The organism is Parapedobacter tibetensis (assembly GCF_024704835.1).
Taxonomy (GTDB): domain Bacteria; phylum Bacteroidota; class Bacteroidia; order Sphingobacteriales; family Sphingobacteriaceae; genus Parapedobacter; species Parapedobacter tibetensis.
The window spans coordinates 497,439-516,722 of record NZ_JAMXBE010000003.1; the positions used below are offsets into that span (position 1 = coordinate 497,439).

The 19,284-nt window shown below is 46.4% G+C and carries 18 protein-coding genes; 16 read left to right on the forward strand and 2 right to left on the reverse strand.

Going from position 1 to position 19,284, the window contains the following annotated elements; translation table 11 throughout:
- The first annotated feature begins 701 nt into the window (after positions 1-701).
- From NF543_RS07245 to NF543_RS07265, 5 genes are all read left to right on the forward strand, one after another.
- A complete protein-coding gene (locus NF543_RS07245; RefSeq protein ID WP_257667440.1) occupies positions 702-1,352 on the forward strand; it encodes a DUF1266 domain-containing protein in 651 nt (216 codons plus the stop codon).
- Complete coding sequence (locus NF543_RS07250; protein WP_257667441.1) at positions 1,353-2,672, forward strand: hypothetical protein; 1,320 nt, start codon at positions 1,353-1,355, stop codon at positions 2,670-2,672.
- 22 nt (positions 2,673-2,694) lie between these two features.
- A complete protein-coding gene (locus NF543_RS07255; protein ID WP_257667442.1) occupies positions 2,695-3,696 on the forward strand; it encodes an SPFH domain-containing protein in 1,002 nt (333 codons plus the stop codon).
- Positions 3,697-3,707: 11 nt separating this feature from the next.
- Positions 3,708-3,947: a sporulation protein YqfD gene (locus tag NF543_RS07260; protein WP_257667443.1), complete on the forward strand. Its 240-nt coding sequence runs from the start codon at positions 3,708-3,710 to the stop codon at positions 3,945-3,947.
- A 112-nt stretch (positions 3,948-4,059) separates the two neighbouring features.
- Positions 4,060-4,917 carry a mechanosensitive ion channel family protein gene (locus NF543_RS07265; protein ID WP_257667444.1) on the forward strand — a complete coding sequence of 286 codons (858 nt, stop codon included), beginning with the start codon at positions 4,060-4,062 and terminating at the stop codon, positions 4,915-4,917.
- Between the two features lie 66 nt (positions 4,918-4,983).
- Here the strand turns inward: NF543_RS07265 and NF543_RS07270 are convergent, their stop codons facing one another.
- Complete coding sequence (locus NF543_RS07270) at positions 4,984-5,889, reverse strand: class I SAM-dependent methyltransferase (RefSeq protein WP_257667445.1); 906 nt, start codon at positions 5,887-5,889, stop codon at positions 4,984-4,986.
- Positions 5,890-6,171: 282 nt separating this feature from the next.
- Here NF543_RS07270 and NF543_RS07275 point away from each other — a divergent pair, with 282 nt between their 5' ends.
- A complete protein-coding gene (locus NF543_RS07275) occupies positions 6,172-7,062 on the forward strand; it encodes a helix-turn-helix domain-containing protein (protein WP_257667446.1) in 891 nt (296 codons plus the stop codon).
- Between the two features lie 91 nt (positions 7,063-7,153).
- Here NF543_RS07275 and NF543_RS07280 read toward each other — a convergent pair whose 3' ends face one another.
- The gene (locus tag NF543_RS07280) at positions 7,154-8,788 is read right to left on the reverse strand and encodes an alpha-L-fucosidase (protein WP_257667447.1); all 1,635 of its coding nucleotides are present in this window, start codon (positions 8,786-8,788) and stop codon (positions 7,154-7,156) included.
- Positions 8,789-9,405: 617 nt separating this feature from the next.
- On the opposite strand from NF543_RS07280, the gene NF543_RS07285 reads away from it, so the two are divergent.
- The 10 genes from NF543_RS07285 to NF543_RS07330 form a co-directional block, all read left to right on the forward strand.
- Positions 9,406-9,984 (forward strand): RNA polymerase sigma factor, encoded by a 579-nt coding sequence (locus tag NF543_RS07285; protein ID WP_257667448.1) that lies wholly within the window; start codon positions 9,406-9,408, stop codon positions 9,982-9,984.
- A gap of 69 nt (positions 9,985-10,053) precedes the next feature.
- The gene (locus NF543_RS07290) at positions 10,054-10,194 is read left to right on the forward strand and encodes a hypothetical protein (protein ID WP_257667449.1); all 141 of its coding nucleotides are present in this window, start codon (positions 10,054-10,056) and stop codon (positions 10,192-10,194) included.
- 17 nt (positions 10,195-10,211) lie between these two features.
- Positions 10,212-11,540: a hypothetical protein gene (locus NF543_RS07295; protein WP_257667450.1), complete on the forward strand. Its 1,329-nt coding sequence runs from the start codon at positions 10,212-10,214 to the stop codon at positions 11,538-11,540.
- Between the two features lie 21 nt (positions 11,541-11,561).
- Entirely contained in the window at positions 11,562-12,611 is a 1,050-nt protein-coding gene (locus tag NF543_RS07300) for a carbon-nitrogen hydrolase family protein (RefSeq protein ID WP_257667451.1), read from the forward strand.
- Positions 12,612-12,625: 14 nt separating this feature from the next.
- Positions 12,626-13,993 carry a sulfatase family protein gene (locus NF543_RS07305; protein WP_257667452.1) on the forward strand — a complete coding sequence of 456 codons (1,368 nt, stop codon included), beginning with the start codon at positions 12,626-12,628 and terminating at the stop codon, positions 13,991-13,993.
- Positions 13,994-14,011: 18 nt separating this feature from the next.
- Complete coding sequence (locus NF543_RS07310; RefSeq protein ID WP_257667453.1) at positions 14,012-15,325, forward strand: Gfo/Idh/MocA family protein; 1,314 nt, start codon at positions 14,012-14,014, stop codon at positions 15,323-15,325.
- 14 nt (positions 15,326-15,339) lie between these two features.
- Positions 15,340-16,536 (forward strand): Gfo/Idh/MocA family protein, encoded by a 1,197-nt coding sequence (locus NF543_RS07315; protein ID WP_257667454.1) that lies wholly within the window; start codon positions 15,340-15,342, stop codon positions 16,534-16,536.
- 132 nt (positions 16,537-16,668) lie between these two features.
- Positions 16,669-18,081: a Gfo/Idh/MocA family protein gene (locus tag NF543_RS07320; RefSeq protein WP_257667455.1), complete on the forward strand. Its 1,413-nt coding sequence runs from the start codon at positions 16,669-16,671 to the stop codon at positions 18,079-18,081.
- Between the two features lie 39 nt (positions 18,082-18,120).
- The gene (locus tag NF543_RS07325) at positions 18,121-18,864 is read left to right on the forward strand and encodes a glucosamine-6-phosphate deaminase (RefSeq protein ID WP_257667456.1); all 744 of its coding nucleotides are present in this window, start codon (positions 18,121-18,123) and stop codon (positions 18,862-18,864) included.
- Between the two features lie 44 nt (positions 18,865-18,908).
- Positions 18,909-19,284, forward strand: a 376-nt coding sequence (locus NF543_RS07330) for a carboxypeptidase-like regulatory domain-containing protein (protein ID WP_257667457.1), incomplete at its 3' end; no start/stop codon positions are given.

The window sequence follows — 19,284 nt, forward strand, 5'->3', positions numbered from 1 at the left end:
TACATTCTAAATTCATCTTTTGGTTGTCAGCATTATGATTTTGGTAGAATAACATGTTTTCAGTGAAAATTGTATGATCGCAATTACGATGAGGCCAATTTTCGATGGCTGATGTTTTTTTCCTTGGTGATGTTCCCGCTTACGGGCTTACTGTACCTGTATAGCTTATATGGCCTGCTGTTTGGGCAAACATAAAAAATACATGACGATGAAGCGGATTTATATAGGAGGCATTAGCCTCTTCATACTGGTGATTATATTGATGCAGGCTTTCCCACAGAGTATGTAAAGGGGGGCACCAGAAAAATAGAATAATGTACAGTTCATGGGCAAGTCTATGCCGTTGTTTCCTTTTCTTATTGTCTTCGTGCATCTTGTTGTCTTGTAGCACAGGGTTGAAAACACTTGTTTTCCTAGATCCTAGCTAAAAAAACATTTACAAAGATTATATGCACGGATATTTAAAAAGCGCCAACAAATAAAAAAGACGTATAGATTGGTAGATCCATCCTAGTATTTTTGTTTATGCTGCCGTTGACTATTGAAAATTAATCCTGCAAAGTGAGCTTATAAATGCTATTGAGAAGTATATACGACGACGAATAATTAACTAATTTAATTTTATAATGAACATTAATATTTATTTTATTATTGGCGCGATAGCCGTTGTTTTCATTGTGTATATGATTGTTTTACAGTCAATGATGAAAAAAAGAAAACAACAACAGTTGGCAAAATTCAGTTCAAAAACACCTTTAACGGATGAGCAGAAAAGAGCATTGGTATTTGGGGCCATATTATCTTATACGCGGGGCGAAAAGATATTAGACACCATTCCCGATAGGAGGCTCGATGAGTATGCATATGGACTGAGCCGGCAATGGGAGGTTACCAATACTGAGGAGGCAAAACAGACCATTGCCAACCTGCTTAACCTGAAGAGAAGCATGGAATTTGAAGTCGTACTGAGACTTTCTTCGCCGGAGCTTAGCCAAATCCAAGAAAGGATAGCCAAGGGACTAAAACTGGATTTATCCACGGTGGCGCAAACGAAGTCTGCCTATGCCTGGGATACCTGCAGGGCGGTATCACTCGCCAAATGGTGCTATTGGGTTGGGCATATCACCGAGCAGGAGGCTTGGGATTATATCAACCAAGCCGCGGACAAGGGGAGTGAACTGGGCGAAAACTGGACGGATTACACGGTATCCTTCCTGTTAGGCAGAACCATCCAGGGGTTTGACTTAGACGATGTCATTATTGAAGCCGAACAGCTAGTAAACGGAAAAGGCCCGTCTATGAGAAAGATTGACGGCACGGACGCTTACCTACGGTTTCCATTTAAGAACTAGATGGCGAAAAGAATAAAGGCGATTAAATGTCCGCAGTGTGGCAGTGTGGAAAACACACTGCTCAAGGCAGACTATTATAAATGCAATAGCTGTGGTACCGAATATTTTTTGGATAGCGATGATGTAAACATCAACCATAATTACCGCTATGACACCCTTCAACCGGCGAGTACAGGAGGCGTTAACCGGATTATATTTATCGGGGTAGGAATCGTATTTGGCCTCGTTATATTGATCAACATCCTGAGTTCGGTCTTTTCAAAAAAATCAAACGGCAAGCATACAACGGGACACATCGCTTCTGCCGCCGGACAAATGGAACAATATTATTGGTATAGCAAATCTATTTCATTTTTTGAAGATACCGTAAAGAAGCCCCTATTCATGCTAGTGGGATCCCAACGCAAAAGGGGAGGGGGCATCGAAGAAGGCAAGGTAATGGCTGTTTTTTATGATGCTCTAAACAATAAGGAAGTGACGCGGACCGAATTGCCCGCTAATCCTGGCTCCATCAGTGTCAGATTCCGTGAATTTGAAAATGGCAAGCTTTATTTTATCATTGACGACACCAAACTTTTTCAGGTGGATAAGCGAGATAAGGCGGTGGCAGAAGTTTCGCCCGATACATACAGCAACCTACCTGAACTACAGGCCGGATTCGCCAAAATCGAGTTTATTTATAATAGTGATGGCGACGGATTTAGAGTTATGACCAATGAAGGTAAGCAGGTATTTTACTACCCCATCATTCAAAAAGTCTACACCAAAGACGACCTATATAAATCCCAGCGAGGATTTGACAATATTCCGGCCAACACACCGGTACGGACGGGTTTTGCCTTTTCATCTGAGAGTATATTTTATCCCGATGAAAAAATCCAGCTGGTCAAATATCAATATAAAATACCCATTGGCTATCCCAAAACTAGCCCGCGCTTCAGTTGGTCGCGGAATTATGGTGGTGCAGGAGTCTTTACTGGAGCAGATCCTTATAAAAAGGAATTTATCAGCAAACGGAATATGAACGACGCACGGGTGCTTTCTTATGAGGATTTCACGCCAGACAGGCTTTATTTCAAGCCTGAAGTGCTTGACTATAATGAGGAGTCGGTGCTCATCGCATTTAAACCTACCCCGGCTGATGATGCTACCTATTCCGTCCAATTGATGGATGCCAAAACAGGTACGATACGGTGGACATATCCTACTGAAGAGAAGTACATCGCTTCCGGCCGGATAGTGAGTGCCGGCTACTTTGTAAAGGAGTTTCTACTGGGGCTTGATGGAAAGTTAAAACACCGGTTTAAAGCACCCGATTAAATAAACCCAAAATGATAAGGTTATGAGCATACTCAATATCTTTAAAACTCAGCTTTCCCAAGTCATCCAATGGGAAAACCAGGATCCGAACCTGCTTTGGTATAAATTCCCATCGAAAAGGAACGAGATAAAAAATGCCAGTAAGCTCATCGTTGCACCCGGACAAGGATGTGTGCTCGTGTATGAGGGCAAGGTGGTAGACATCATCGAGGGGGAAGGCATCTTCAACCTCAAGACGGATAACCATCCCTTTATCACCTCGCTGATCAACATCCGGAAGAACTTTGAGAGTGAGCATAAGCTGTTTGTGTATTTCTACCGCAAGGCCGAGGTGCTTAACCAGGGTTGGGGCACGGCAACACCTATCAAGTATGTCGATGCGGTTTACAACATTCCCGTGGAAATGGGCGCCAACGGCAATTTCTCCTATCACATCAGTGATATTGCATTCCTTTTTACCAACATCATGGGAAGCAAGGAGCATTATACTATACTGGATATGCAGCATGTCATCATCAATAGGATTCCACAGTTCATTGCCACACATTTGGCAGAAAAGAAGTATTCATTTCAGGAAATCGATGCGAATCTGACGAATATTGCTCGGGAGGTGATGCAAGGGCTGAATGATGAGTTTGCCCAACTGGGACTCACACTCTCTGATTTTAAGATCATCGGCAACCAGTTTGACGAGGCAACAAAAGCACGTATCGCCAAGGTGGCTGACATCACGGCGGATGTGACGGCCGCAAAACAGGCTGGCCTTGATTATGCCGATTTGGAAAAACTCCGTGCCCTGCGCGATGCCGCCCGAAACGAAGGTGGTCTGGCAGGAGCCGGACTACAAATGGGGGTAGGGATGGAACTTGGCAAAAAGTTCAACGAGAAAACGGATGAAGTACTCCAATCAGGAAACGCCGATACGGTAGAAAAACTTCGGAAGCTCCAACTTCTGCTCAATGAAAATATCATCACACCGGAGGAGTTTGAAGCTAAAAAGAAGGAACTATTGTCTAACCTTTAAAATCAATTAAAATGAAATTCATTATAGGTTTCCTAGCCATGCTGATTGTGCTTGCTCTTTTGACATACGTTGTTTTGAGGATTTGGGATATTGATGTCATTGCCCCCGAGCACATGAGCAAATCGTTGAAGACCTTGGGCGTTCTGGCGATAGGTTCCACCGTGCTAACCATGATTATCGCCTTCTTCTTTCGTAACGATAAAAAAGGATACGATAGAGCAAGAGGCTCCGTAGCTCAACCCAAACATTGAGTCAGGCCATGGGCTACGCAAGCGAGATTCATGAAGAATTATTTTGATTAATCTCATATTAACTATATTTTTGGATGAATCACAATATTTACTCCCCAAAAGTTTTTTAGTTATGCAAGATTTATCAAGCACAAACATAGACAACCTACAAGGGCATTGGAACAAATTTGCCGAAGCAGCCATTGAATTTGCCCCTAGAATTGCTACCGCCGTTCTCTCAGCTATTATCATTCTTCTAATTGGCCTTTGGGTAATTAGTTTGATTCGCCGGTTGACTAACAAAATATTCGAAAAGCGAAATCTAGATCGTTCCCTACGAACGTTTTTAAGCAACCTGATTAATTGGACCCTTAAGATATTATTGTTTATAGTCGTTGTCTCCCAACTAGGGGTACAAACCTCTGCTTTTATTGCCCTTATCGGCGCCGGTGGATTGGCCATTGGCTTGGCATTACAGGGCTCCCTTGCAAATTTTGCTGGCGGTGTATTGATATTAACACTGAGACCATTTAGGGTTGGTGATTTTATTTCCACGAGCAGCGGAACCTCCGGCTCGGTCGTCGCGATTGATATTTTCAGCACGAAATTAAATACCCCCCAAAACCAACGAATTGTTATACCAAACGGCGAGCTATCCAATAGCAGCATCACCAATTTCACGGCATTGGGAACACGTAGAACTTGGTTTGATATAGGAGTTTCCTATGGTGCTAATTTGAAGGAGGCAAAGGAAATATTGACCAAAGTCGTTACAAACAATGAATTTGCTTTCAAAGAACCGGCGCCGCAGATCATGGTTACTGAATTGGGCGATAGCGCGGTAAACTTATCTGTACGAGTCACTACAAGCAACGAGAATTTTTGGGTCATGCATGAGCAGCTGATCATCGACTGTAAAGAAGCCCTGGATAAGGCAGGTATCGAAATACCTTTCCCGCAGCGCGATGTACATGTTTATAGCAAATCGTGACAAACTTCACGCCTAAATAGCCCCAGACGATCAGACCCCATTTTATGGGTGGCCTGAGGCGTTTGACTATACAAGTATATGCAGAAATAAATTAACTCCTTCGGGCTCCCTTTCGACCTTAATGTTCTCTTTTCTTAAGCCTGCCTGCATCGCAAGTTTAATTAGGTGCTCTTCTGAGCGGTGATGCAAATACCAATCGCCGAAAAGTTCCATAAAAGCACGTGTAGGATTGTGGGTGCTGAAGTTACCAATAATAACTTCTCCGCCTGGGTTCGTCCAGCTCACAAATCTTCTGACAATCTTTACGAACACACTATCATTAAAATAATCGAATAAGCCCGCACTCCAAACTATATCAAACATTCTGTCCGCTTCATACCGGAATATATTCTTTTCCATGAAATTGATTTCTTCGCTGTATGCTTTGTTCAACTCATTTGCGTAGGCGATGGCGCGGCTATCGGCTTCAATGCATAAGGTGCTTACCCGCCCCTTACCTATCCTTGCATATAAATCTGTCAGGTCTCTAGCAGGACCGCTGGCCACATTTAGCAAATTAAGTTTCTCTTTTCCTTCAAGTCGGTTTGTGATTGTTTTGATAAAATAGGTCTTCCGATTACGCACTGCCTGAGTAGCGGCACTGCTTTGCCAGAATCTATCCCATTTTTCAAAGCGCTTATCCGACGTTGTATATTTTCTATATATCTTGTCGATAATCATAAAGTCTCCAGCGTAACCATAAGGTTTTGTAATGGAATGGCCATGAAGGGTGGCCTGAAGACATTCCTCCCCAAAACTGTTTTGCATTAGTTTCAAATCAATATCAGCAATATTACCTGCCTTATACTCCCTGCCCAACTTATCCGCGATCCTAGTAAGCTGATCATACTCATGTGGCTCAGGGCCACCTTTGCTAACTATCTTTTGAAGAAATTCGATCGGTTGCACTAACTGGCTTTCAATAGTTCTCATAATCGTTGTTTTAAGAATTAAATGAATTGATTATGGTGTAAAGATGATGATCAAAGACAAGCTTTGGATACGTGACTTAATGAAAGGTATGGCGGGCTTAACGAAAGCTATAATTGGCTTAACGGAGTAAGGGAATGGGTATCGGTAAATATAACTATCTGATCGAGGTCAGCAAACTCGATATCATGGACATTGATGAGGTCAATATAGCCGACATTTAAACGTTGTATGCTTTTCCATTATCAACTTTTCTTTCTACTTTTAACCAAGAGTAGTTGTGATATGAACGAAAACAGAGTCAAGCGGGAATTCATCTTATTGAATGTTGGCCGTGCAGTTCATCACGCGGATTGGAATTGGAAGAACATATATAGTCCTTTCGCCCGTATTCATTTAGTAGAAAGTGGATTCGCCGAAATCGTTCATGACGATCTTCGATATCCATTGAAAAAGGGCTACTTATACCTAACACCACCTTACACAAAACATAGCTATGCATGTACGGGAGACCTATCACTGTATTACATCCATATTTACGAGGCGCTGGGTAAGCAGTTAAGTATCTTCGATATTCTCGATTTTCCAGTAGAGATAAAAGCTGATGAAATTGTTGAAGCACTTATCAAACGCCTTGTTGCTGTCAATCCTGAGCTTGAATTACAATTCTACGATCCAAAAGACTACGATAACTCGCCAACTTTAATCAAGAATATCAGCCAGCATAAGCATGCGCGTCCTGCCATGGACATGGAAAATGAAGGCATCCTGAAACTGATTATTTCACGCTTTTTAGCACAGGCTTCCGACAAAAATTTAGGGCTTGATGAACGCATATTGCAGGCCATTCACTACATTCATAGTAATATCGATAAGCCTATAAAAATTGAGGAATTAGCACAAACATCTTGTCTAACGGAGGACCATTTTATCCGCCTTTTCAAAAAGCAGATGCAATGTACTCCAGGCAAATACATCAACCAAAAAAAAATCGAGCAGGCACAATTGATGATGCTTGTCAAAAATGTGACCATCAAGGAACTGGCTTACAGATTAGGTTTTGAAAACATATCCTATTTTAACCGCCTCTTCAAGAAAATATCGGGCGAAAACCCTGGCAAGATGCAGCGTAAAATGTTAGCGATGAAAGAACCTTCAACTAAAAAGCAAGGTTGACGTTGATTAAATAGTGCCCTTTCACTAATAAAACCAATTATATTTCCACAAAAACATTCCTTGAAACAAGGAACATGCTCCTTGTTAGTTTTTAGTTGATCTTGAATACATAGGCTGGTTGGTTTTCATCATTGCCGGCCGGCAAACTAAGCTGCAGCCCTTCGTCTGATTGTATGAATTCAACCTTTTTCTTTTGTCCCAATAAAACCACTCGCTTAACAGTAACAGCATTTGGTGTAACGCTTTTAATCGTAACCCTTCCATTTACCGGCCAACCCATAACGATGGCGTACAAATCTTTTCCCTTCCTTGTAAATCGAATATCTTCGGCGGTAAAGGGTTTATTTTTCCCCTCATTAAAGCCTTGAGCAGATAAAGGAGCGGCACCTTCCATCGCAGGCCCCTCGCCAAACACCTCCCAGGGTCTTGTACCAATTATGCTCTCGCTATTTACACTCATCCAGGAGGCAATCCCCTCAACCGTCTTCAGTGCCTCCGAATCAATAGACCCATCCCCACGAAGCGGTACGCTTAGCAATAGATTGCCATTTTTACTTACAACATCGGCTAACATATGAATAACCGTCTTTGCGCTTTTATAGCTTTTATTTTCATAGATTCGCCGGTCGTAATGCCAGGAACCGATGCAGGTGCACGTTTGCCAAGGTTCTTTTTCTATCTGATTACTTTGCCCTCGTTCTATATCCCAAACCATGCATTTTCGCTGCTGCTCATCCAAGATCTTCCCATTAATGACCGCTTCTAAACTGCCGTTACGTTTTTGCTGATTAACGTTATAATAATGTGCTGCTATCTGTAATCCGGCATCATCAATTGGCCATAAAGGAAGCGCTGTGTCATCGAAATAAACTAAATCCGGTTCATACTTATCAATAAGTTCGATCGTCCGGTCGTGAAAATTGTTGCAATATTTCTTGGTAGGCACATTAACTCCGTTGCCCCAATGCCATTGGCGATGTATCATGCCATCGTCTTCACTATTTTCGCTCAACGGATGGTTTTGTGCATAAAGGTCTTGGGGATCAAGCCCATCCCACCATTTGCCCTTTCCATCCGCCTTTGTAATTTTTCCATCATAGGGAATTCCTTGCAATGGTCCTTTTTTATCTGCACGTTGAGCCGTTTCATACCAAGTCCATGCGTGGGCGGCATGTACACTCACACCGAAACGCAGTCCACGCCTCTTCGCGGCTTCTGCCCAGCCAGCCATTAAATCTTTTTTTGGCCCTACCTTCGTGGAGTTCCATGGCTGATGACTACTGTCGTAGAGATCCAAATTATCGTGGTGATTGGCCAGCGCAACAAAATATTGAGCGCCTGCCCGTTTGTATAGATCCAACAGTGCTTCCGCATCCCATTTATCCGCTTCCCACTCATTGATCACATCTTTGAAACCAAATTTGGAGGGGTGACCGTACTTCTGCACATGGTAGTTGTACTGGTCGCTCCCTTCCTGATACATCCCTCTTGCGTACCAGTCACCTCTTTCTGGTTGACATTGAGGCCCCCAATGTGCCCAAAGGCCAAATTTTGCATCGCGGAACCACTTGGGAACTTGGTATTGCTCCAACGATTTCCAGTCGGGCTTAAAGTCCACTTTAGCGATAGGCGCATTGGCGAGCATCTTTGAGCCCGCTATCGAGTTACTTAACCAAAGCGACGGGATAGCCATTCCTAGGGCTTTTATTACGGTTCTTCTTTCCATTAATTTTCTTCTTAACTTATTTGAATTAGCATGGAGATGAAATCAATCTAAAACTTTGCGTGTTAGTGGCTTATAATTTGGCTTCACAGCATTGTTCAAAACTACATATATTTTCATATAAGCTCTTGTCCGTTATCGACAAAATAGTGTACTTTATCGATGTTTTCAGCCATTATTGAAGACGCTTTTTGAAAAGCATTGAAGAAAAAAGTAAAATTATTGGTTAGATGTATCCCGAAAATCTGTGTTTCGATGGAATGGGCCATCGAAACACTAGGCTTAACGACCGGAAGAACAGGGATATAAGGGCATCATGGCGCTGTTCCGGCATGTAGTGACCGGAAGTAGTGTGGAAAAGGAACAGTTTATGCCGATGGACATCATCACCAAGGAGAACTACCTTTTTTACAAGAACTGACGGAAGTAATTAGCGGGTACGTTACTTAGTTAACAATTCTAATCACGAATTATTGGGCATTTGCAGTAGTCTGGCGAGTCTGTTTTTTTACAATTACGGGATACGTACCTGTAAATTAACTGGACTATACAGCTTTTTATTAACTAAATTTTGAATTTATGTTAAATTTATTACTTTTGGTTTGGATTGTAATAAATCGATGGCTAAATATAGCGATTTGAGCGATGGCGAATTAACTTCCTTGTTAAAAGAGGGGGACCGCGAAGCGTTCACTGCGATTTACGACAGATATTTCCGGCTATTACATACCCACGCTTATAAATGGTTGCGCAACCGTGAAGAAACCAGGGATGTCATTCATGAAATATTTCTAAGATTATGGGAAAAACGGGAGTTTCTCTCCCTTGAACACGGTCTTCCCGGCTATTTATATACCTCGGTAAGAAACATGATATTCAACCTTCTGTCCCGAAAACGCATTGAATCCGAATATCTTATCTCCCTCGGTGGTTTTATCAATCAGGGTGAATGCATGACCGACCATCTCGTCAGGGAAAGACAGCTGGTGGAAATGATTGAATACGAGCTTGCGTCTATGCCACCCAAAATGCGTAAAGTCTTCCAGCTGAGTCGAAAGGAAAACCTAAGCCATAAAGAAATCTCCGAAACACTGGATATTTCCGAGCAAACCGTTCGTAAACATATCCAGCATGCACTAAAAATCCTGCGTTTCAGGTTGGGTCTTTACCTCTTATTCTATTTCCTGACGAGGCTCTAAAAAATTTTTTCATTTTTCTTTTACCCCCTGCCTGCCCCTTGACTGTATTTACTTACAAAAGGACATCAGATGCTACATACTGTGGAAGCGCACAAGGCAAAAGAACTCCTGAAAAATACCTGGTTGGTAACTGGTACGGAAGAAGAACGGCCGATTCCACACCGGATGAATGTGAGCGGCAGCCTGGTACAGAATCCGGGGGATAATTAAACCGATCAGCAGGCGATATGAAACGAAGGAATTTTCTGAGAACATCTGCCGGACTGCTGGCGGTGGGGACATTCGCGAAGGGCTTTTCAATCCAGAGAATGCAGGCTTCCCCGCGCAAATTCGCTTTCCGGAATTACCAGGAGAAAGCCAGCGTTGGCAACGTAAAGATAGTCACCCCGGACGATGGCTATTACATTCACACCTTTTTCGACGTCTGCCCGTTCAGCCCCAGCCAGAAATTCCTCGCGGTAAACAAGCTTCCCTATCAGGATAGGCATGCAACCTATGGCGATACCGCTGATGTCTGTATCATTGACCTGGAGAACGAGACCATCGAAACGGTCTATTCGACGAAGGGATGGGGGTACCAGCTTGGTGCCAATATAAACTGGGGAAGTACTGACCGGTACCTGTATACAAACGACATCATAGCTAATCAGGCCGTTTGTGTCCGGATCGATTTGGAGACAAAAGCGATCAAAGCTTTCGCCGGCCCCATGTATCACATGGCGCCCGATGAGTCGGCAGTCATCGGCTTCCCGCTGGAAATGATCGATGGATACCAGGACGGCAACGCGACGCAAGTGGGATATGGCGTCCCGCCATTCGGCGACCGCAAGGATATAACCGGGGCTCCGGCCGACCAGGGCCTTTGGCAAACGGACCTGGCAACCAACCAAACTGGGCTGCTGCTCAACCTGAAAGAAGCGTTTAGTTTTATCGATGATCCGTTTTACCAAGGGGCAAACTGTTATTTCTTTCATTCCAAATACAACATGCAGGGCACGCGGATATTTCAGGTGTTCCGCGGTGTTTTTCCGGGATCGGCCAAATATCACCCCACGCTCCTGTCGTTTACATCCGATGGAACGGACCTGCACAAGCCGCTGAGCCGGGAACAATGGGCACATGGAGGCAACCACCCCAACTGGCATCCGGACGGCGAACGGATTATCATGAACGTGACGCCCGCCTGGCTGGGTGAAAAACAGATGCGTTTCTGCAGCTTCCATTACACAGGCGCCGATTTCAAGATCCTGTCAACCAAGTACACCGGAAGCGGGCATCCCAGTGTCGATGCCACCTCCTCTTACCTCCTCTCGGACTATTATGTCGGAGAATACCGGAAGCTTGGTTACAAGGATTGCCCGATCCGGTTAATCCATCTCAGCACGGGTGAGGAAGTGGCTATCTGCGAGGTTTTCACCGATCTGGACATCCGCGAGAGCACGTTCCGGATAGACCCCCACCCGGTATGGAGCAGGGATTACAAAAGGGTTTGCTTTAACGGTGCCCCAGGTGGTGTCAGGCAGGTTTTCGTTGCAGACCTGAACGGTTTTTTATGAGGTTTTGATTTAAAAATCACCATGATGAGTCATCTTTCCAGAAGAAATTTCGTTAAACGTGCATCGGTAGGTTTAGCCGGTGTAGGGCTGATGCCCCAAGGAATCGGGCAGGAGCAGGTACATGCACCGCAGACCGGTCGGCATCCGCGACACGTCAATATTGCTACGCTGACTATGGGCGGCATCAGCAGGGAAACCATCGAACAGGTCGTCGCCGCTGCCTTGAAGCGTATGGAGATAGCCTTACCCATGTCGCCCGATATCTATTGCCTGCCGGAAGTGTTCCACGCGGCCGCTGTGAAAGGCGGCAGACCGCCTTTGCCTGTTTCGGCGGAAGACGGTTCGGGAAACATCATTGCCCCGTTTCAGGCGTTTGCAAAGGCCAACAACTGTTACATCGTATGTCCCATTTACACGACGGCAGACGGAAAATATTACAACGCCGCTGTACTGATCGACCGGCGGGGGGAATACCTCGGAGAATACCGAAAAGTAAGGCTTACAGAAGGGGAACTTCGAAAAGGGCTCACACCCGGACCATCAGACATCCCGGTGTTCGATACCGATTTCGGCCGGATCGGTGTCCAAATATGCTTTGACATCGAATGGCCGGATGGTTGGAATCAACTCGGGGAAAAAGGGGCTGAGATCGTATTCTTCCCCTCCGCTTTTTCAGGCGGCAAGCGCATCCGTGCAAAGGCGCTTGACAACAAATACTACGTGGTTTCGAGTATCCGCGACACATGTTCCAGGATCTGCGACGTGACGGGCGAACTGGCGGTGAGCGGAGGTCATCCGTCAAATGAATGGGGAGTCTTCGCGTCCGTCAACCTGGAGCGGGCTGTTTTGCATACCCACGGGGCGGGAACCGTGGCTGTGAAATTCCCTGAAATCCGTAAAAAGTACGGAACGAAAATAGCATTGCACACCATGGGAGAAGAACATTACACCATCCTCGAAAGCTTGACGCCGGAGGTGAAAGTGGCGGATATTCTCCGTGAATTTGAAATGCGAACGCATGCCGACCATCTTCGGATCGCCGAAGAACTGGCAGCCAGTCTTGGATTCTAAAAAAAGCAATAAAATTGAAACCGATTGTATTCTTCATTCTTCCGGTTGTCTTATTGGGCGTTACCTGCAACGGTTCGCAGGAGCATTCGGGCAAACCTAATATCATCATCATCTATGCCGATGATCTTGGTTACGGCGATCTTTCTACCTACTGCGGCGATATCCCCAGCCCAAATATCCAGCGGATAGCCGATGCCGGTATCAAGTTTACTGATTTCTATGTATCGGGACCTGTCTGTACCGTATCGAGGTACGGCCTGCTGACGGGCAACTATCCGCAGCGCTCCCTTCACGGACTTACCAGTGCGTTAATGCCCGAACAGACAGGCCATTTGGACAAAACCGAAAAAATCATGCCGGCCTATTTGAAAGACGTCGGCTACAGGACCGCGCTCTTCGGGAAGTGGCATCTTGGCAACAGCCGGCCCGAGTATTTTCCCAATTTTTACGGCTTTGATGAGTTTATTGGGCATACTCATGGCTGCATCGATTTCTTTAGCCACGTGTACGGTTCCCTGGGAAATGACTGGTACCGGGGCAGCGAACCACTTTACGAAGATGGCTACACAACCGATCTGATTACCAATCATGCCATTGAATATCTTTCCGGCAGGGACGATGCTCCGTTCTTTGTGTTTATGGCCTATAATGCTCCGCATTATGGAAAATCGGACCCGTCCAACCTCCCGGGCAATACCCTTGTACTCCAGGAGGGCGTCCGTCAGGGAGTTTCCTACGCCAATACCCTTCAGGCACCTGAGGCATACATAGATCGGTTTGCACATGTAGCAGATCCCTATCGGAAGTATTATTCGGCTATGGTTTCCAGCCTGGACGACAACATCGGGCGGTTGCTCGATTTTCTGGAGGAATCTGGCCAGCTGGAAAATACCATCATCTGGTTCATTTCTGACAACGGAGGCTATTCCGAAACGCTGTTCCGGCATGCAAGCAATGGAATGCTTAAAGGCCAAAAGGGACAGCTCGACGAGGGCGGTATCCGGGTTCCCGCTCTGGTCTGCTGGAAAGACAAAATCAAGCCAGGGCAGGTGGTTTCACAGCCGTACGCCAATATAGACCTGTTACCCACGCTGCTCGATATTGCGGGTACGGGGCCGAAAGAAACTTCCCTCGACGGCATATCGCTGGCTCAGGTCCTTTTGAACGATAAAAAACCGGAAAGGGATATCTTCTGGAAATACCATGACCAGAAGGCCTTCCGGCGCGGTAACTGGAAGATGAAGAATGATGAGCTGTATGATCTTTCGCGGGATATTTCGGAACAGACCGACCTTTCAGGAACAGACACCGCCGTATTTGAGGAGCTCCGGGCTGCGTGGAATGAGACGGCGGAAAAACTGGAAAAAACGACAAATCACTGAAATTAAATCTGATATAGCATGAACCGGAGAGATTTTATCAAACGAACTTCCACGGCAGCGGCCGGATTGACGATCCTCGACTTCCCCCTTTCCGGGAAAAATGCGCCCAGCAACAAGGTCGTTATCGCCGTAATGGGGTTGAACGGCCGGGGGGGCTACCATGCCGCCAAATTTGCCGGGATCGAGGGTGTCGAAGTGGCTTATCTGTGCGACGTGGAGGAAGGAGCGCTCAAGAAAGGGCAGGATGCCCTGAAAGGAAGGCCGCGGAAGCCCACAGTGGAAAAAGATATCCGCAAGCTGGTGACGCGGACCGATTTCGACGCTTTGGTGATCGCCGCTCCGGACCATTGGCATGCACCTGCTACGCTGCTTGGACTGGCGAATGGCAAGCATGTATATGTTGAAAAACCGTGCAGCCATAATCCCTACGAAAGCGAGTTATTGATCGAGGCGCAGGCCCGGTATGGAAGGATCATCCAGGTTGGCAGTCAGCGCCGGTCCTTCCCTACGCTGATCCAAGCTGTAAAGGAAGTGCGAGCCGGACTCATCGGTGATCCATACATGGCCAAATCGTGGTATACGAATGCCCGAAAACCGATAGGAAACGGTAAATCTGTTCCCATTCCGTCTACCCTTAACTTTGAGCTGTGGCAGGGACCGGCCCCGCGGAAAGCGTACCGGGATAACCTGGTACATTACAACTGGCACTGGTTCTGGCACTGGGGAACAGGCGAATCATGCAATAACGGCAACCATGAGATCGATTGCTGCCGCTGGTTTCTGGGGGTGGACTTTCCGACAAAAGTCACTTCGGCTGGAGGCAGGTACGCCTATACCGACGATTGGGAGACACCCGATACGCAGATCGCTTCCTTCGAGTTCGGCGATAAAAAGGTCATTACTTGGGAAGGGCGTAGCTGTAATTCTTTCGGAGTGGAGGGGAGCGGCAGGGGCTTCATCGTGTATGGCACCAAGGGCACCCTGGTGAACCTCGGCGGCGGCGATTATAAGGTCTACGATACTACCAACAAATTGGTAAAGGAAATAAAACCCGGTCTTGAGATCGATCCAAACGATCCGGTAAGTGCCAGCGGTGAAGCGGATACGTACCACCTGAAAAACTTTGTGGAAGGTATCCGGGGTGACGCCAACGTGACCGCGCCTATAGAAGAAGCGCACAAAAGCGTATTGCTTTGCCACCTTGCCAACATTGCCCAGCGGACAGGTTCGGCACTGCATTGCGATCCGGAAAACGGGCATATCATAGGCAACCAGACGGCCGCTGCGCTCTGGCGCAGGGATTATGAAAACGGCTGGGAAATGAAATTTTAAAATCAGTATGAATAATGAATAGAAGAAAATTTGTTGTGAAAGGCGGGATGGCTTTGGCCGGAATAACAGTGGTTCCATATACTTTTTTTATGGAAAACAACGTCGGGATAGAACCGATTAGGTCCGCATTGATTGGCTGCGGCAGTAGGGGTATGGGGTTAGCCAACGTATTAAAAGAGGTGAAATCAACAGCATTAGTGGCTTATTGTGATATCAATACAGACCATCTTAGTTTGGCAAGTCAGTCCATTAAAGGCAAAGGCTATACCGATTACCTGAAATTATTGGAAAGAAATGATATAAAAGCTGTATTCATTGCCACGCCGTTAAACTGGCATTACCAAATGGCTGTGGATGCCCTGGATGCCGGGAAGCATATTTATCTGGAGAAAACGATGACTTATGATATTCCCCAGGCCATTGAATTGGAATCCAAGGTTAATCAACGACCCCGGCAGGTTTTTCAGGTAGGGCACCAGTATAGGCACTACGAAATGTACCGTAAAATCAAAGAGGCGATCGATAAAGGATGGATCGGAAGGGTATATCATTATGAGTGTCAGTACCACCGGAATTCGGATTGGAGAAAACAGGCATCAACAGAGACAGAAAGACAAATTAACTGGAGGATGTACCGTGAATATTCGGGAGGGTTGATGGCGGAGCTTTGTGCGCATCAAATTGACGTGGTCAACTGGATGGAGGATTCGCATCCGCTGAAGGTAACAGGGTTGGGCGGTATCGATTACTGGAAAGATGGACGGGAAACCTATGATAACGTAAGGGTTATATTTGAATATCCTGGAGGCGTTAAATCAAGTGTGAGTAGCATATTGAGCAACCAATTCAATGGCTATACGATCCGTATATTAGGTACAAAAGGCACCATAGTAGTAGAAAGAGAAGGTGCCAAGATATTCCGGGAGCCTGTACAGCGCAAACTGGGTACCGTAGATGGCGTAACCGGAGCGACGATGTCCACGGATATGGACTTTAAAGAGGGTGAGAAACTGGAATACGCTGATGATGGGAGGGAACCAACCTACCATGCTTTACAGGCTTTTGTGGATTCCATCGTACAGGGAAAAAATCCCTTTTCCGGTGCCAAATCAGGAAAAGAAACTGCGATAAGTGTACACATGGCCAATGAATCGATGCGATCCGGAACGCTCCAACATTGGAAAAACGAATATGATGGTCGCATATTTTAGGTTAAAAAGTTTTTTTATTTTGTTTTACCCCCTGCCTGCCCCTTGACTGTATCTACTTACAGAAAGGCATCAGATACTACATGCTATGGAAGCGTTGATGTATCGCTTTTGATTTTGAAACCACCTAAAGACATGAACAACGATCGAAGGACTTTTTTGAAGCAATCCGGGCTTGTCGGTGCCGGTATGTTGGGAGCCTCCCTTTCGGGCTTTGCTTCTATGATAGACGCGGCAAAAAACCACAGGCAACAATTCAATATGAGCGGGTATTGCGCCCCTCCCTTGGAAACGGTGCGGACAGGGTACATCGGTGTGGGAAGCAGGGGTACATCGGCGGTGCGGCGGGCCAATTTCATTGAAGGCCTAAAGGTGAACGCGCTATGTGACGTGCGCCCCGAGAAACTGGAAGCGGCAAAGCAGCTGCTCACGCCTTCCAGGCACCAGCCCGAAATATATACCGGTCACCAGGAAGAATGGAAAAAGCTCTGTGACAGGGAGGATATCGACCTGGTATATATTGCCACTCCTTGGCATCTGCATGTCCCTATGGCTGTATATGCCATGGAACAAGGTAAGCACGTAGCCGTGGAAGTGCCCGCAGCCATTACCGCTGAAGAATGCTGGCAACTGGTAGAAACATCGGAAAAGACCCGTAAGCATTGCATGATGCTGGAGAATTGCTGCTACGATTTTTTTGAACTGCTTACCCTCAATATGGCGCGTCAGGGTTTCTTCGGAGAGATCATCCATGGCGAAAGTGCTTATATCCATGGTCTGTTGGGGAGCCAATTTGCCAGGGATAAGTATTATGACATGTGGCGGCTAAAGCAAAACATGAGTCGGAACGGCAATCTATATCCTACACACGGATTGGGACCGGTATGCCAGGTTATGAATATTAACCGTGGAGACAAGATGGATTACTTGGTGTCAGTGTCGAGCAAGGATTTTATGATGAACAACGTGGCCGGAGAGTTGGCTGCGGAGGATACGTATTACAAGCAATATGTGGACAAGCCTTACCGCGGAAATATGAATACCACTATCATCCACACCGCAAAAGGCCGTACCATCATGGTTCAGCACGATGTTACTTCACCACGCCCCTATTCCCGTATTCATTTGATCAGCGGCACAAAGGGGATCGCCAGGAAGTGGCCGCTCCCTGCCCGTATTGCTGTAGGCCATGGAGAATGGCTGCCGGATGAAGAAATGAAAGCGATCGAGGAGCAATATACCCCGGAGATCGTTAAAAAGGTAGGAGAAATGGCCAAACAAGTGGGGGGGCACGGTGGCATGGATTTTATGATGGACTGGCGCCTGATCGATTGCCTCCGTAACGGCCTTCCCCTGGACCAGGATGTTTACGACGCTGCAACATGGAGTGTGGTCGGCCCGCTGAGCGAGTGGTCGGTGGCCAATCGTTCGGGCTCGATCGATGTGCCTGATTTTACATCCGGGGCCTGGAAAACCAACCAACCTGTCAGCCTTACCCTCGAAGGAGGCGGCACGACCGGTGTACTTGCGGCCGACCAAACTCATTAATTATTCATCGGAAATTATTTATATCCAATAATACCCATTATGAAAATTTCCATATTCGAAAATTCCGAGAGCCTGGGTGAGGCTGCCGGAAAAGCTACTGCCAATGCGATCCGAGATGCCATTTTCAAAAAGGGTTATGCAAATATCATTCTTGCCACAGGAACCAGTCAATTCGAAACCATTAGGCAACTGATCCGCGAGCCGGGTATCGACTGGGGGAAGGTAAGCATGTTCCACCTCGACGAATACATTGGCTTACCGGAATCGCATCCGGCAAGTTTCCGGAAGTACCTGAAAGAACGGTTTATCCGAAAAGTTGCTCCGCTTAAAGCAGCTTACCTGATCAACGGTGAAACCGATCCCATGCAAGAGTGCAAAAGGCTGGGAGAACTGATCCGGCAGCATCCGATTGATCTAGCGCTGGTGGGTATCGGCGAAAACGGGCATTTGGCTTTTAACGACCCTCCTGCCGACTTCGACACCAACGAAGCGTATATCATCGCTAACCTGGACCTGAAGTGCCGGGAACAGCAAATGAACGAGGGTTGGTTCACGACCCTGCACGAAGTGCCTGCCCGGGCTATCAGCATGTCTATAAAACAAATCCTGCAATCGGATCGCATCATCTGTTCGGTACCTGACCAACGTAAGGCTCGAGCAGTGAAAAACAGCTTGGAAGGACCGATCAATGCCGAAACTCCAGCCAGTATGCTGCAGCAACATGCCGATTGTGTTTTTTACCTCGACACAAACTCGGCTTCGCTGATGGAAAATGTTGTATGATTTTTATAACCACTGTGTACGAAAACGGAACGAAATCTAAGATTATGAAGCGAAAATCGCCTCCATCTATGCTGGGTTGCGCAGCTTGTTTGCTGCTCTTGGCATACTTTTATTCTCCAACTCTCCGTGCCCAGGATAGGCTTAATATCAGCGGTACGGTTACGGACAGTGCCTCAAACAATATCCTGCCTGGGGTCACCATCAGTGTAAAGGGAACCTCCCAGGCTGTAACGAGCGATGTGTCGGGAAAATTTTCCATCCGAGCTCCTGGAAGCGCTGTTCTTATCATTGATTTTTTGGGTTACAAAACACTGGAAATTCCCGTAAACGGCCGTACAGAAATCGGTGTTGTGCTGAGCCAGGATGTGGCTACTTTGGATGAAGTGGTTGTGATCGGTTACGGGACGGCCAGGAAGAGCG